The organism is Labrenzia sp. VG12 (assembly GCF_002237595.1).
Lineage (GTDB): Bacteria > Pseudomonadota > Alphaproteobacteria > Rhizobiales > Stappiaceae > Roseibium.
The window spans coordinates 5,409,278-5,423,620 of record NZ_CP022529.1 but is presented as its reverse complement, the minus strand read 5'-3'; the positions used below and the strand labels follow the sequence as shown (position 1 = coordinate 5,423,620).

Annotated in this window: 13 protein-coding genes and 1 tRNA gene; 6 read left to right on the top strand and 8 right to left on the bottom strand. The window is 60.7% G+C overall.

Features of this window, described 5'->3' with window-relative positions; genetic code table 11:
* Nucleotides 1-222: 222 nt before the first annotated feature.
* Complete coding sequence (locus tag CHH27_RS25030) at nt 223-603, bottom strand: hypothetical protein (RefSeq protein WP_094074994.1); 381 nt, start codon at nt 601-603, stop codon at nt 223-225.
* A 139-nt stretch (nt 604-742) separates the two neighbouring features.
* Between CHH27_RS25030 and CHH27_RS25025 the strand changes: the two genes are divergently transcribed.
* Nucleotides 743-2,290 (top strand): bifunctional aminoglycoside phosphotransferase/ATP-binding protein, encoded by a 1,548-nt coding sequence (locus CHH27_RS25025; protein ID WP_094074993.1) that lies wholly within the window; start codon nt 743-745, stop codon nt 2,288-2,290.
* Here the strand turns inward: CHH27_RS25025 and CHH27_RS25020 are convergent.
* The 3 genes from CHH27_RS25020 to CHH27_RS25010 form a co-directional block, all read right to left on the bottom strand.
* Nucleotides 2,285-2,605, bottom strand: coding sequence for an AzlD family protein (locus CHH27_RS25020; protein WP_094074019.1), 321 nt, complete (start codon nt 2,603-2,605; stop codon nt 2,285-2,287). The genes CHH27_RS25025 and CHH27_RS25020 overlap by 6 nt on opposite strands.
* A complete protein-coding gene (locus tag CHH27_RS25015; protein ID WP_094074018.1) occupies nt 2,598-3,299 on the bottom strand; it encodes an AzlC family ABC transporter permease in 702 nt (233 codons plus the stop codon). Before CHH27_RS25015 ends, CHH27_RS25020 begins: the two co-directional genes overlap by 8 nt.
* A gap of 141 nt (nt 3,300-3,440) precedes the next feature.
* Nucleotides 3,441-4,268 (bottom strand): sulfite exporter TauE/SafE family protein, encoded by an 828-nt coding sequence (locus tag CHH27_RS25010; RefSeq protein ID WP_094074992.1) that lies wholly within the window; start codon nt 4,266-4,268, stop codon nt 3,441-3,443.
* A gap of 173 nt (nt 4,269-4,441) precedes the next feature.
* On the opposite strand from CHH27_RS25010, the gene CHH27_RS25005 reads away from it, so the two are divergent.
* From CHH27_RS25005 to CHH27_RS24995, 3 genes are all read left to right on the top strand, one after another.
* Nucleotides 4,442-5,008 (top strand): DUF3291 domain-containing protein, encoded by a 567-nt coding sequence (locus tag CHH27_RS25005; RefSeq protein ID WP_094074017.1) that lies wholly within the window; start codon nt 4,442-4,444, stop codon nt 5,006-5,008.
* A 127-nt stretch (nt 5,009-5,135) separates the two neighbouring features.
* Nucleotides 5,136-5,840, top strand: a complete 705-nt coding sequence (locus CHH27_RS25000) for a pirin family protein (protein ID WP_094074016.1) — start codon at nt 5,136-5,138, stop codon at nt 5,838-5,840.
* 229 nt (nt 5,841-6,069) lie between these two features.
* Entirely contained in the window at nt 6,070-6,375 is a 306-nt protein-coding gene (locus CHH27_RS24995; protein ID WP_094074015.1) for a GNAT family N-acetyltransferase, read from the top strand.
* Nucleotides 6,376-6,400: 25 nt separating this feature from the next.
* Here CHH27_RS24995 and CHH27_RS24990 read toward each other — a convergent pair whose 3' ends face one another.
* The 4 genes from CHH27_RS24990 to CHH27_RS24975 all read right to left on the bottom strand — a co-directional run bounded on the left by CHH27_RS24990 (nt 6,401) and on the right by CHH27_RS24975 (nt 8,546).
* Entirely contained in the window at nt 6,401-6,889 is a 489-nt protein-coding gene (locus CHH27_RS24990) for a hypothetical protein (RefSeq protein WP_094074014.1), read from the bottom strand.
* A 112-nt stretch (nt 6,890-7,001) separates the two neighbouring features.
* Nucleotides 7,002-7,078: transfer RNA gene (locus CHH27_RS24985), tRNA-His, on the bottom strand.
* A 186-nt stretch (nt 7,079-7,264) separates the two neighbouring features.
* Nucleotides 7,265-7,786: a phasin gene (locus CHH27_RS24980; RefSeq protein WP_094074013.1), complete on the bottom strand. Its 522-nt coding sequence runs from the start codon at nt 7,784-7,786 to the stop codon at nt 7,265-7,267.
* 373 nt (nt 7,787-8,159) lie between these two features.
* Complete coding sequence (locus tag CHH27_RS24975; protein WP_094074991.1) at nt 8,160-8,546, bottom strand: phasin; 387 nt, start codon at nt 8,544-8,546, stop codon at nt 8,160-8,162.
* A gap of 262 nt (nt 8,547-8,808) precedes the next feature.
* On the opposite strand from CHH27_RS24975, the gene CHH27_RS24970 reads away from it, so the two are divergent.
* Entirely contained in the window at nt 8,809-13,425 is a 4,617-nt protein-coding gene (locus CHH27_RS24970; RefSeq protein WP_094074012.1) for an ATP-binding protein, read from the top strand.
* On the top strand, nt 13,425-14,129 hold the full coding sequence (locus tag CHH27_RS24965; protein ID WP_094074011.1) for a DUF4336 domain-containing protein: 705 nt from the start codon (nt 13,425-13,427) through the stop codon (nt 14,127-14,129). The genes CHH27_RS24970 and CHH27_RS24965 overlap by 1 nt, the downstream gene beginning before the upstream one ends.
* Nucleotides 14,130-14,343 lie beyond the last annotated feature (214 nt).

Sequence of the window (14,343 nt, the reverse complement as noted above, 5' to 3'; positions counted from 1 at the left end):
TCGAGACGCCCGGCGCTGCCGGGCTCCTCAGGATGAGACTGTGTGTCTGGAAAGGCCTGGCGTCGACCATTGCTTCAGCTTCATCCAAAACGGGCCACGAAGATGTGTCTTGAAGGGGCTATCAACTGCCCTCGTCTTTCCGCGGCAAAGCACTCCTCTGCAAAAAGAAAGGGCACCGGTTTCCCGGTGCCCAATCCTCTGGAAAAAAGTGTCTGACGGTCGTCAGATGGACTGGACCGTCACAACCTGAAACGTGTGCAGGTCGCCGTCTTCGTCCTTGATGGAGACATACTCCCCCGGATTGAAGGCGTGCGTGCCGAAGCGGTAGCCCGCCTCGTCGTCGTCATCGCCGTCAATGTCATAGTGGAAGGCCCAGGAACCGCCCGGCCGGTGAATCAGGTGACCGATTTCCTCGACTTCATCGCCCCAGAAACGACGGACGCGACAATGATCGCGCTCCTTTTTCCAGAGCCCCGCGTCGATATGGCCTGTCTCGTCCAGCGGCGCGGTAAACTCATAACCGTGGCGGGCCGAGCCTTGCGGATAGTCCTTGGTCCTGGCCAGGTTCAGCCTGATCTTCTTCAAACCCGGATGGTCGCTCATAAAGCCCTCCTTTGTCATTTTCCCGTTTGGCTTTGAGACCAAATATGTGTCACACCCGCGTTGTTGCACATTGAGCAGGATCAAACAGTTGGCAGGGTCCATGCGGCATGTTGGCGAGGCGGCAGGAAAAGGACGGAACATGGATCAGGCGCATTCCCAGGACGAAGCACTCGCGTTTCTCAACAGCTTGCCGTCCGATGATCCGGAGCGTCCCGACATCAAGCGGATCGATACCCACGCCAACATCGTTTTTCTGGTCGGTTTCAGGGCCTACAAGGTCAAGCGGGCGATCCGTTTTCCGTTTCTCGATTATTCGACGCTTGCCCTGAGAGAAGACGCCTGCAAGGCGGAAATCACCTGCAACAAGCCCAATGCGCCCCGGATCTACCGTCAGGCCCTGCCGGTCACGCGCGAAGGCGACGGGTCGCTTTCACTAGGCGGGACCGGCGAACCGATCGAGTGGGTGGTGGAGATGAACCGTTTCGAACGGCGGAACGAACTCGACGTCCTGGCGTCGAAGGGACCTTTCCAGGACACCCTGTCGGACGAGCTCGCCGACATGATGGTGGCGGCCCATCACGCAGCCCCTTTGCGGGACGGCGCGGGTTTCTACAGTGAATTGGCCAGCTATGTCGACCAGAACGAAGCCGCCTTCCACGAACATCCCGAGCTGTTTCCCGCCGAAGACGTGCGCCACCTGAGCGAGCAGTCGCGACGCGTATTGTCATCGATCCACGAACTTATTCTGCGGCGGGGCGAGCAGGGCCTCGTCCGCCGCTGTCACGGTGATGCCCATCTGCGCAACATCGTCCTGATCGAAGGGGCGCCCGTTCTCTTTGACGCGGTCGAGTTTTCAGATGCCATCGCCACGGGCGATGTGCTTTACGATCTTGCCTTCCTGCTAATGGACCTCTGGGAACGCGGCCAACCCGGGTCTGCCAACCGTGTGTTCAACCGTTACCTGGACAAGACCCGGCTCGATACGCACCCGGAGGGCCTGGCTGCCCTGCCCTTCTACATGATGATGCGCGCGGCGATCCGCTCCAAGATCGCGGCCAGCGCCGCCCTTGCGCAATCCGACCCGCAGCAGAAACAGGCACAGCAGGACCAGGCCAAGGCCTATTTCCGCTATGCACTTGCATTTCTGGAGCCTTCCCAACCGCAGCTGCTGGCAATCGGCGGTCTTTCCGGCACCGGCAAGACGACACTTGCCTATGCGCTGGCGCCAGAGATCGGCCGGGCACCCGGCGCCCGCGTCCTGCGGACCGATGTCATGCGCAAGCGTCTTCTCAACATTTCAGAGACGGAACAGGCTCCGCCCGAGGCTTACACGCTGGAGGCGTCGCAACGTGTCTATCAGGCTCTGGACGATGCCGTGCAGGCCGTTCTGGCCGCCGGTCATTCCGCCATTTTCGATGCTGTTTTTGCCGCTGAAACCGAGCGAGATCATATCGCGAAGGTAGCCGCAAGGGTCGAGGCCGGGTTTACCGGGCTGTGGCTCTCCGCGCCGGCCAAGGTGCTGAAGGCGCGGATCGCCGCCCGTACCGACGATGCGTCCGATGCTACCGAAGAGGTGGTCGACATCCAGCTGGGGTACGAGACCGGCAGGATGAGATGGACAGAAATCGACGCCAGTTCCGACAGGGCCACCACGCACGCGCGCGCACGCGGCAGCTTGTCCCTATAGCCCTGCGGCCCGCAGGGCGGCGGCCGCCACGACCGCGCAGAATACGGCGACATATTCCTTGCGGAGCCGGACCTGAGCGGCAATTGCCACCACCAGGCACAACACCACGGCCAGCCCCCCCTGCAAGACGATCGGCAGGATGGTGGAGACGATGATTGCGCCCGGCAATGCCTCAAGTCCGCGCCGCACACGGGGGGTGATCGGCAGGCGCCCCATGACCCAGTAGCCGCCCGCGCGGAGCGCATAGGTGACGGCGACCATGCCGAATACGGCGGTCACGAACATTGCATCGGCAGTGAAGAGCCCCTCAGTCATCCAGATAAGCTCCTGCAACTGCACCGGCAACGGCACCAGTGAAAATGCTCCAGTAACCCCCCACCAGATACCAGGTCAGGCAGGCGACACCACCAGCTACCATCCAGCTGTAGGTCTGGCGTTTTCCCTTCCAGAGCGGCACCAGGAGCGCCGCGAAGAACGCGGGCAGAACCACATCGAGGCCGAAAGCCTTCGGATCGGAAATCAGGCTGCCGGCGAAGTAACCGGGCACCACCGACAGCGACCAGATCGACCAGCAGAACAGGCCACCGCCAAGATAGACACCCCAGTCGCGCGTGCCTTTTTCATATTCGGAGATTGCCAGCAGCCAGTTGAGATCGGTGAGGAAGAACAGCGCCGGATAGGTCTGCCAGGCCGGCACCTGACCGAGCCAGGGCCGAAGGCTCGCGCCGATGAGAAGCATGCGCATGTTGACCGCGGCGGTCACGCCGATCATGGCGATCACCAGCCCCCAGGTCAGCGGGCTGCCATAGACTTCCATGGCCACGAACTGGCTGGCGCCGGCAAAGACCAGCGAATTGATCATGATCGTTTCCAGAAAGGTCAGGCCCTTCTGTGCGGCAACCGTGCCGAACACCACGCTGAGCGCGATGATCCCGGGAGCCGCCGGAAAGCACAGCGCAGCCCCCCGCACACAGCCCTCAAGGCTGATGGTGACATTCTTCTTCAGCATTTCATTCCAAGGGTTTCGGGTGCCTTCATGGGCACCTTGTCAAGAACGGCGAGTATCGCTGATTGATCGGCCCGGCACCAATAAAACCTTTTGATCCACCTATCAGCGACGCTGTTCCCGTCACACAACCTTCCGGAACTCTCAGACCAGCACACCGTAGATCATGCGCAGACCGGTAAAGCCGAGGAACAGCGCAAACACCAGTTTCAGCTTGGACGGATCGATCGTATGGGCAATTTTCGCGCCAAGCGGCGCTGCCAGGGTCGAGGCCGGGATGATCAGCAGAAAGCCGATGATGTTGACATAGCCGAGGGACAGGGGTGGCAGACCTTCGGCACCGAGCCCGAACCAGATCGACATCAGCGTGCCCGGAACGGCGATGATCAGGCCGATCGCGGCGGCCGTGCCAACGGCCTTGCGGATCGGATAGTTGAACAGGGTCAGCGTCGGCACGCCGAGCGTGCCCCCGCCAATGCCCATCATCACGGAAATGCCGCCAATCAGGAAGCCGAGCACTTCCTTCACGGGCGAGCCGGGCAGCTTTTCAGCCAGATGCGACCCGTCCCTCCGGAACAGCATGTTGGCCGCGACTGCCAGCGCCACCACACCGAAGACAAGCGTCAGCGCACCACCGGAGATGTTGCCGGCAAGGGTCGCACCGGCAATCACGCCAATGGCAATCGCCCACCACCAGCGTTTGAGCAGATCCATGTCGACACTGCCGCGCTTGTAGTGCGAGCGAGCGGACGAGGTTCCGGTTGCCAGGATCGTTGCCAGCGACGTTCCGACAGCCACATGCATCAGGACGGCCGGATCGATCTTCAGCGCGGTGAACATGTAATAGAGCACCGGCACGATGACGATGCCGCCGCCAACGCCGAGCAGGCCGGCAATAATCCCCGCCACCACGCCGGTTGCCAGCAAGGCTGCCGCCAGAAGGCCGAGGGAGAAAAGGCTGAGATCTTCCACGCGCGTCTCCTCAATCGTGCCGCGCTTGGCGGCGGTGTTCCCTGCGCTTAGACCAGGCTGGGGAAAAATGCCAGCCGGCTTGTCGGACAATCTGTTTTCTCCCTGGCCTTCATCTTGAACTCGGCGGCAAATACCGACACAGTTTTGCTGACGTTTCTGGGAGGGGAGCGAGAATGAGCGGCCACTGGCTTGCGATTTACGTGTTCGGACAGTTCCGCACCCGTGCGGACCATCCCGATGTCGAGATCTTTCACACGTCGGAGCCGGGTGTCTGGGCGGCGATGGAACGCTCAGAAGGTTTCATTGCGCGGTCCGGCTACGAGGACGAACCCGGACCGGACAGCTGGGGCGAGCAGGTCTATCCGAAATACTGGCAGGACAATGGTGACGGCTGGGCGCCCTCAATCATCTCTCTCTGGCAAGACCTTGAAACGGCCCTGGCCGCTATCTACCGGGGACCACATGCCGAGATCCTGAAAAAGGGGCCCGACTTCATGCAGGACCACACGGATTATCCGGCCTATGTCCTGTGGTGGGTGCCGGAAAATCACCAGCCGGACTGGGACGAAGCCGTTGACCGCTTTGAACTTCTTGGCGACGAAGGCCCGTCGCCGGACGCCTTCACGTTCAAGGTCGCGTTTGATCCTGCCGGGAACGCCGTGACAGCCAATGGCAAAACCGCGCGCCAGATTGCCGAGCGGAACAGGCTTACGGCGGTGGCCCCCAGGTCTGTTCAATAGGATTGTTCAAAAATCGATGACTAATCGTCAAAATTTGACGGAATTGTAAATCGAACTAGCAGCGCCAATCTTAGGCCCAACAGCGCATGGACGTCTCCGTGCCATCGAATTGGGAAAGGATTGAATCATGAACCAGATACTGCGTCCCTCCGAAGCTCGCGGCGATGCCGATTTTGGCTGGCTGAAAAGCAAGCACACCTTCTCCTTCGGCTCCTATTTCGACCCGAACTACATCGGCTTCGGTGCCCTGCGCGTCATCAACGAAGACCGGGTCGCGCCGAGTGCCGGTTTCCCGACCCACCCGCACCAGAACATGGAGATCATCTCCTATGTTGTCTCCGGCGGGCTGGAGCACAAGGATTCCATCGGAACCGGCTCGGTGATCCGCCCGGGTGAATTGCAGCGCATGAGTGCCGGCACCGGTGTCCGCCACAGCGAGTACAACCACTCCGACACGGAGCCGGTCCACTTCCTGCAGATCTGGATCGTACCGGAGCAGGACGGGCTTCAGCCGAGCTACGAGCAAAAGGCGTTTGCCGAGGACGAGCGGCAGAACACCCTGCGCCTGATCGGTTCACGCGATGGCCGCGACGGCTCGGTGGTCATCCATCAGGATGTCGATCTCTATGCCTCGCTGCTCGGCGCCGACAAGAGCCTTGCCTATGACATCAGACCCGGTCGCAAGGTCTGGCTGCAGATCGTGAAAGGCAAGCTCAGCGTCAACAACCAGCAGCTTTCTGCCGGGGACGGGCTTGGCCTGCTGGACGCCGGCGCCATCTCGCTCACCGCCCAGGAAAACGCGGAATTCCTGCTGTTCGACCTGGAAGCCTAGGAAAAATGCTGGCGCCTGGAAAACCAGGTACCCGGCTTCCTCATCGACGTCATCCTGAGGCGCCGTGACAGCGGCGTCTCGAAGGGTTGGACACTTGCTCTCCAGTTTGCTGCCCATCCTTCGAGGCGGACCTGACGGTCTTCCTCAGGATGACGAAGTTGAACCGGGCCCGCCCCCTGCTCGTAAAACACCAGGGCCTGCCCCCATCAATTGACAGGAAGACTTTCCCATGTCCGATACACCGTCCCCGTCGATCACCCTGGAACAGGACGGCGCCAAGGGCCGATACGTTGCCAGGCTGGACGGAGTGAGCGACCCGGCGGAGCTGACCTTCTCCGTCGTCAACGATCATCTGATCATCGCCGACCACACCGGCGTTCCCGACAGCATGCGCGGCATGGGCGTCGGCAAGGCGCTGGTGGAAAGACTGGTGGCGGACGCGCGCAAGAAACAGGTCAGGATCATCCCGCTTTGTCCTTATGTGAAGGCACAGTCTCAGAAACACCCCGAATGGGCGGACGTCTTTCAGGGGTAGAGAGCTTGCGTTGTCCCGCGGTCCGTCAGCCGGACGGGCCGTCGACCGTTTGCGGCACCTCGCAGCCCCTCAGCGCGAACAGGCTGCCGGTCAGCAGCTTGCCGGCCTGTTCGAATGCTGTCGCTGTGACATCCGGTCCGGCAGCACTCAGACCTTCGGCAGCCAGCCTGATCTGCGCCAGATTGCCGTTCAGGTCTTTCAGCTGTTGGCTAACTTCCCAGTGGTCGGAAAGATCCGGATTTTTCAACTGTTCCGAAAGGCCTGTTATCCGGCTGTCGAGCGTTTCCAGGCGCGTTTTGAACTCAGCCGGCGAAACCTCCAGTCGCGCCAGCGCTGCGTCGGTCACTGTCCCGGCAATGCGTTCGCCAGCGGTATCGACCCGGTTGAGAACGACAATCACCAGCACGCAGGCAACAATCACCAACAGAGCGGTGGCATTGACCAGCGCCAGGAGCAACTGGCCCGGCAGACGTACCAGACGCGCCCCCAAACCCGGTCGATCAGTATAGGACATTGTGTGCTCCTTTGAAGCTCAACGACGTTCAGGAACATTCAGCCTGAGTCCCCTAAGGCACACAATTCCGCACGGCAGCAATCACTGCCTATCAACGTGAAATTTTGAGAAGTGGTACAGACGAGTGGATTCGAACCACCGACCTTCGGAGCCACAATCCGACGCTCTAACCAACTGAGCTACGTCTGCTAAGGTCGTCAAAGTGGCGCGGACATTACCTGTCCGGGGCGCCATTTGCAAGGGCGTCTTCTAACGCCATTTAGCGGAACCGGCAAGCGTGAATTTTCGGAAAATTCAGCCTGTTGAAAAGCAAATGCCCGGGGCCGTGCCCCGGGCATTCAATCCGTCTGCCGCAAAAGTGCGGCGAAACTCAGATTAGTTGACCTTCAGGTCCTTGAAGGACTTTTCCATGGCTTCCTTGACCGGAGCGGAAACGTCGGTGCCCAGCTTGGTGGCCAGTTCCTGCATTTCCTTGCTCTGGGTGCTGAGAGCGTCGAACTGGCTGCGTGCGAACGTGGACTGCAGTTCGATGGCTTCGGCCAGGCTCTTCACGGACATGATGTCCTTGATGAAGGTGAAAGCAGCGTCAGCATTGGCCTTGGCAGCGTCGACAGCCTTGTGGTTGAACTCGACAACGCCCTGGCGGGACGTTTCGAAGGTGTCTTCCATCAGGTCGGTCGCGTCTTCAGCAGCGGTCTTGACCTTGGCGTAGGCTTCACGAGCGTTCTCGATGCCTTTTTCCGTGGCTTCACGGAAGACAGCCGGAACTTCCATGTTCGGCATTGCAAATGCTTCAAAGTCCGGGAAAGCAACGCCAGCAGCTGCCGGAGCGGCTTTGGCTTTGGTGGTCCGGGATTTCGGGGCCGGTTTGGCCGATGCAGTGGTGGTGTCAGTCATGATCTCATCTCCTTGAGGCCGGATGCGATCACTGGTGAATTTTGTCTCCGCCGAACTGTCTGCCGGCGGACCCTGTCGTCATCCGCATCCCCTACATAGTGCAGCTCTTGTTGCATTGCAACATTTTTTTGCGCTGCACAATAAAATTTCCGAAGGGGAATGCTGGACTTTCCGAACCTGACAGGCCATTTGGCCGCGTGCCGACGTAGCACAAGTGGTGTCTCAGCCTTGGGATCGGCCATCCATCTCAGGAAGGAACAACGGGCATTTCAGTGGTTTCAATGCAAGAAATACAACCAAAACACGCATATCGCAATGCGATACAATACGTAAAGATGCGGGACCGATGGATCCCGCACCGCCCCGCAACCGCTTATTTGTTCTGCACTGCCTTGGTGGCGTCCTGAACGGCCTTGGTCGCCGTGTTGGAAAATTCCCGTGTCTGTTCGCCAAGGGATTCCATCTGGCTGCGCAGATAGTCCTGTTGCAGCTTCATCATGTCCTCCACATTGCCGGCCTTGACCAGCTCCTGAGCGAATTTGAAAGCCGCGTTGACATGTTCTTCAGCATAGGTCAGCGCTTTCTTGTTGACGTCGGCCGCGCCGGCCTGCACGGCGGACGCGCTGTCTTCAACATTGCTGACGGCCTTGTGGGTGGCGCCCATGAAGTCGTCAAAGGCCTTGCGGGCCTGATCGACGCTCTTTTCGGCAAAATCACGCATCTGTTCGGGGACTTCGAAACCAGTCTTGTCTGTGCTCATGTCGGCGCTCCTCGGGTCGACGAAAGGTGTCAGGCGGTATTCCTGAATTCCTTCCTTGCCAAAAATTCGTAACATGCAGATGGCAATCCGGCAAACCTGACCAGACAGATTAACCACGCCTTCACGTAACCCCTTTAGCAACCTTGCTTTACGTGGACGGCGTAAGCGTTTGCTTGTATTAACGGAGTGTTTACCAATGCAGGCAAACCCGGCGCCGCGCACCTGATCAATGAGGGGTCGCCGACCCGTTTGGAGCAGAGCCATGGACGAACAGACCCAATCCTTTCTGGACCTGTCTGCCAGGGAAGATCTGGTTCAGCTTGTAGCCGACAAGAAAGCTGCCTGGCTTTTTTCGGCCGACGGCGCGCGCGTCCTGTGGGCGAACAGCGCCGGTGCGGCCTTTTTTACGGCCCATTCGGTTCAGGACCTGATCCGATTGACGGCCCTTGAGCGGTCGCCCGCAAGGCCGCATATCGCGCGCATCGCCGAGGCAGGCCAGACGGACAAGTTCTCCATCGACCGGCTGCGCTTCTACCGTGGTCTCAGGGTCATGCTGCTGACCTGCCAGTGCAAGCGCCTGGAGCTGGAAACGGGCGAGGCCGCCGCATTGATCGTCTGCGGCGACAAAGGCCTGATCGCGTCAAAAGATCCGTTGACCGGATTTGCCCACTTGCTGGGGTCCGAAACATCGACGGTCTTTGTCAGCGCCGGTGGCATGGTTGTCGAACAGCTTGGTGCGCTCACCGGAACGCCGGAAGACCTCGAACTGCCCGCCGGTCAGTCGGCGCTGTTCGGGCCGATCGAGCTGGAAGGGACCTATCACGAAGGGGTTGTCCTGAAAGTTTCCGATCGGCAAAGGCTCACTGTGCTGGACAATGAGGCTGTTGAAGACACTGTCGCGGATGATGACCTGAGGGATCAATCTGTCGCAGCAGGCGCTGCAATGCTGGCTGGCACGGCAGCGGATACCCTAAACGCGCCGACGCTTGAGGAGACCAGTGAGGCGGAAACGCTGAAGGCCGACGAAGAAAGCGCCTGGGTCCGGGCTGACGATGCCGAGCCGGAGCTTGATGCAGGCACAGATCACCTGGATGGTGCCTCATCGGACATGGATACTCCGGAGACTTCGGATCGGACCGAGGAAACGGAACCGGAAGACGCCGCGCTTGAAGAGCCGGAGGCGGAAGACCTCCCTTCAGAGGTTGTCTCCAGCGAAGATGACCTGCCGAACCAGCCAGAGCCTCTTGAAGACGCGCCGCAAGAGGAAGACAGCCAGGCGTCTGCCGTTTCGCAAGCCCTGGATGCGGATGCGGTCGCTCAGACGGATGAAGTCACGCCGGCCGAGAGCCTTTCAGAGGCAGAAGAAGCACCTGGGGTTGAGACGGCATCCGGCGACGAAGGCGGCTTCGTCTTCCAGCCCCGCCGACGCCCCGTTCGGTTTGCCTGGAAGATGGATATCGACCAGCGTTTCACCTTCCTTTCAGATGAATTCGCCGACGTGCTTGGTCCCGAGGCGACCGACATTGTCGGTCAGACCTGGGTGGAGGTCGCGGAACGGTTCGATCTCGACCCGCGTAACCAGATTGCCAGGGCGCTCGACCGGCGGGACACCTGGAGCGGCAAGACCGTCGACTGGCCGGTAAGCGGCGCCGCATTGCGCGTTCCCGTTGACATGGCCGCCCTGCCCGCCTTCGACCGGAACCGCAAGTTTGAAGGATATCGCGGCTTTGGCGTTTGCCGCACGGCCGATGCGGTTCCGGATGCCGACAGTCAGACCACTTCTACCGGGCCCGCCGCTGCAGCACTCGTTGGAGACCCTGTCGACGCAGAGCCGACGGATCAGGCTCCCTCCGACGAAGAAGCGTCGATCGAGCAGGAGACCCCTGAACTGGCCGAAACGGCCGAATACGATTCGGAGCCGGACATTGAGGAGACCGGAGCCGACGGCTCCGAGGACGCACTCGAGGCTCCACTCGAGACCCGGGCTGACGACACGGCGAGCCTGGAAACGAGCAGCGAGAACATCGCAGATACGTCTGCGGAAACGGTTGAGAACGCTCCCGCGCCGAAAGCTGAAGCCTCTGTGGACGACCTGAAACCGGCACAACCGGACTCTCTGGCCGGCAAGACCTTCCTTGGCGCAAGCGCTGCTGCCCTGGTCGGTTCCCTTGCCAAGTTTACGGGAAAATCGCCACAAAAGCCGCAAGAACCGGCTGAACCGGAAACGCCACCCGCCATTGCGGCCACCGAAGCGGAGGCGGCGGAGACGACGACCGGTGAAGCGCAGGCTGCCGCTTCCCCGGCTGAGACGCAAAGCGCAGATACAGCAGCCGACTTGCCCGGAGCAGCGCTGGATTCCAAGCTGGAAGCCTTGCAGAGCGGCCGGACGGAAACAGCAGAGCTTGATGAGACGCTCGCAGACATTGACGAAGAGCCGGAGGCGACGGCAACCGAGGCTCAAGACGACGTGGAGGACGAGGCAGATACCACTGACCTCAATACCGACACTGATGTGACCGACGCGGCGCCTTCTCAGCCCGAGGCAATCGAGGCCACCGACGAAACGTCCGAGACAGCCGAGGAGAGCGCCGAAGAAACCGTGGGAGAGATCACCGGGGACACGGACGCTGAACCGGCCGCCCCTTCGACGCCCAGCGAAGACGCACCATCCGGGATCTCCGGTCCGGCGACGCTTGCGCCCGCGGAGATCGAAAGCGCGGTTAAATCACTGGCAAAATCCTACAAGGCAGCAGAGAAGAAATCCCGTGACCTCTTCGACGAGGAAACACCAGCGCAGCAGGACATTGAAACCGCGCCGTCGGCCGAGCCCGAAATGTCGGCGGATGAAACTGCGGAACACCCCGCAGACGACAACACAGGCGAGGACGCTGCGGCAACGGTAGACAGCGACGGCTCACCGGAAGAGCCGGAGCTTCAGCAAGGTGCAGCGGAAGAGAGCGCTGAGGCCGAAGACGACGCCATAACGACCGCCACGGCAGAATTGGACGACATCCTGCAGCCCGATGCCGCCGATGACGAAGACAGCATGGCGGCGGATGAGCGCGAGTTCTTCGAAGAGACCGCTGCCTTTGAAACGGAAGACCAGGCGGCAGACGCCCCCTCCGAAACAACTGAACCGGAGCGGCCGACGACCGGTGAAGTCATTCCGCTGGCAACCGTCAAGCCGCGCGTTGTGCCCGTCGACACGTCAGGCCTCTCCCGGCCCGAAAGAGCGGCCTTCCGCAAGATCGCAGAAGCGCTCGGGGCACGGCTTGAGGGCGACCTGGAGGATTTCGACGAACCCGAACAGGCAGAAGAAGAGCCGGAAGACGAGTTGCCACCGGAGGTGCCGGAAGCCGGTCCGATCGATCCGAGCCTGCTTGACCGGCTGCCAATCGGCATCGCCATCGTGCACGACCGTGAAGTCCTTTATGCTAACAAGGCGCTGCTCGCCATGATCGGCTACAAGTCGATCGCCAAGCTGTCGCAGGTCGGCGGCCTGGAAGCGCTGTTCATCGACGACACGGAAGAACTGCCCGATGCCGCCGGCATGGACGGCGAGGTCGACGAGGCGATGAAACTGCGCCTGGCCGATGGTGGTGTTCTCACCGTGGATGCGCATATGCATTCGGTGCCCTGGAACGGCAGCCGGGGCCTGATGATCTCCATCACCGAGCGCAAGTCGCCCCCGGCCTCTTCTCCGGCCGCGCCGACTTCGCCCAACTTCTTTGCGGAAGTCCGCTCGGAACTGGACAATGCCCACAGCCAGATCGCCGAAATGGACACGATCCTGGAAACGGCCACCGACGGCGTTCTGGTGCTGGACCAGCACGGCACGATCCTGAAGGTGAACGGTTCGGCAGAAGCTCTGTTCAGCGCCAACAGGTCCGACATGATCGGTGCACCCTTCACCGAATTCCTGGCACCCGAAAGTCACCGGGCCGCGGCCGATTATCTGGACGGCCTGTCGCGCAACGGGGTGGCCAGCATCTTAAATGACGGCCGCGAAGTGCTGGGCTCTGTCCCGGCGGGCGGTCTGATCCCGCTGTTCATGACCATGGGCCGGATCAGCGGAGCGGAGGACGACGCCAAGTATTGCGCTGTCCTGCGCGACATCACCCAGTGGAAGACGGCAGAGGAAGAACTCACCCAGGCCAAGCGCCAGGCCGAGGATGCCAGCTCGGCCAAGTCGGATTTCCTGGCCAAGATCAGTCACGAGATCCGCACGCCGCTCAATGCCATTATCGGGTTTTCCGAAGTCATGATGGAAGAGCGTTTCGGGCCGATCGGCAACGATCGCTACAAGGACTATTTGAAGGACATCCGCACCTCCGGTTCGCACATCATGAGCCTGGTCAACGACCTTCTGGATCTGTCCAAGATCGAAGCCGGCAAGCTGGATCTCAAATTCTCTGCCGTATCGACGAGCGATGTCATCAATGAATGCGTGGCGCTGATGCAGCCGCAGGCGAACCGGGAACGGGTCATCATCCGGGCCAGCCTCCCGGAGGCGGTTCCCAATGTGGTTGCCGATCCGCGCTCGCTGCGCCAGATCGTGCTCAATCTCCTGTCAAATGCCATCAAGTACAACCGGTCCGGAGGCCAGGTGATCCTGTCGACAGCCCTGGAAAGCAATGGCGAGGTTGCGCTCAGGGTGCGGGACACCGGCACGGGCATGACGGCAAAACAGCTGACCGCTGCGCTTGAACCGTTCCGCCAGCTGCATACGGCCAGCCGCGGTGGTGGCACCGGCCTCGGCCTGCCTCTGACCAAGGCGCTGGTGGAAGCCAACAGGGCGAGCTTCCATATCGATTCCACGCCGGACCAGGGCACTCTGGTAGAGATTGTCTTCCCGACTCAAAGAGTGCTCGCAGAATAATGACAGGGGCCCCGATCCAGGTTGCCGATGACATCTGGATCCTGGAAGGAGAGACTGTCTCCTTTTATGGCTTTGCCTATCCGACCCGCTGTGTGATTGCCCGGCTGCCGGATGGGGGTCTCTGGGTCTGGTCGCCAATCGCGCTGACAGACGATGTCAGACGGCAGGTCGAGGCCCTCGGCCGGCCGAGACACCTGGTCAGCCCCAACAAGATCCATCACCTCTTCCTACAGGACTGGAAAGCAGCGTGGCCGGGCGCGAAGCTCTGGGGCCCGCAAAGCACCATCGACAAACGCACGGATCTTGCGTTCGAGGCCGCACTAAAGGATGAGGTGCCGGCCGACTGGCAGGATGTTTTCAAGATGGTCCGGTTTTCCGGGTCTCCGGTCATGGATGAAGTCGTCTTTTTTCACCGGCCGTCGGCAACCGTTGTCCTGGCTGATCTCAGCGAGCATTTTTCGCAGGGCTTTCTGGACCGGCACTGGAAACCCTGGCAACGCTGGATCGCCGGGCTGTGGGGCATCGTCGAAGGCAAGGGCTATGCGCCCCTGGAATGGCGGCTCAGTTTTTTCAACCGCCGCAAGGCGCGCGCCTGCAAGTCCGAGATCCTCGCCTGGAACCCGGACAAGGTCATCATGGCCCATGGTGTCTGGCAGTCCGGTGGTGGCAAGGCCTTTCTGGAAAAAGCCTTCGCCTGGGTGTGACCTTCCGCCTCACCTTGCTGGTAACACGTTCGTGATCGCGTTTATTCCGGTTCTCGCCCCCACCCTCGCCCTTAAAGTCGAGTTTTAAACTCCTGTTTTTCTTCCGGTTTTTCCAACAATAGTGGAGTTTCAGCCTCCAGTTAGTTTTGAATCATTCTAAAGTATTGATTTTACTGACTTTATTGACTTCCAAGAGAGAGCGCGACATATTCCC

Coding starts and splice junctions, on each gene's coding strand:
- CHH27_RS25030 (WP_094074994.1), bottom strand. CDS start 603: ATGAGCGACCATCCGGGTTTGAAGAAGATCAGGCTGAACCTGGCCAGG.
- CHH27_RS25025 (WP_094074993.1), top strand. CDS start 743: ATGGATCAGGCGCATTCCCAGGACGAAGCACTCGCGTTTCTCAACAGC.
- CHH27_RS25020 (WP_094074019.1), bottom strand. CDS start 2,605: ATGACTGAGGGGCTCTTCACTGCCGATGCAATGTTCGTGACCGCCGTA.
- CHH27_RS25015 (WP_094074018.1), bottom strand. CDS start 3,299: ATGCTGAAGAAGAATGTCACCATCAGCCTTGAGGGCTGTGTGCGGGGG.
- CHH27_RS25005 (WP_094074017.1), top strand. CDS start 4,442: ATGAGCGGCCACTGGCTTGCGATTTACGTGTTCGGACAGTTCCGCACC.
- CHH27_RS25000 (WP_094074016.1), top strand. CDS start 5,136: ATGAACCAGATACTGCGTCCCTCCGAAGCTCGCGGCGATGCCGATTTT.
- CHH27_RS24995 (WP_094074015.1), top strand. CDS start 6,070: ATGTCCGATACACCGTCCCCGTCGATCACCCTGGAACAGGACGGCGCC.
- CHH27_RS24990 (WP_094074014.1), bottom strand. CDS start 6,889: ATGTCCTATACTGATCGACCGGGTTTGGGGGCGCGTCTGGTACGTCTG.
- CHH27_RS24980 (WP_094074013.1), bottom strand. CDS start 7,786: ATGACTGACACCACCACTGCATCGGCCAAACCGGCCCCGAAATCCCGG.
- CHH27_RS24975 (WP_094074991.1), bottom strand. CDS start 8,546: ATGAGCACAGACAAGACTGGTTTCGAAGTCCCCGAACAGATGCGTGAT.
- CHH27_RS24970 (WP_094074012.1), top strand. CDS start 8,809: ATGGACGAACAGACCCAATCCTTTCTGGACCTGTCTGCCAGGGAAGAT.
- CHH27_RS24965 (WP_094074011.1), top strand. CDS start 13,425: ATGACAGGGGCCCCGATCCAGGTTGCCGATGACATCTGGATCCTGGAA.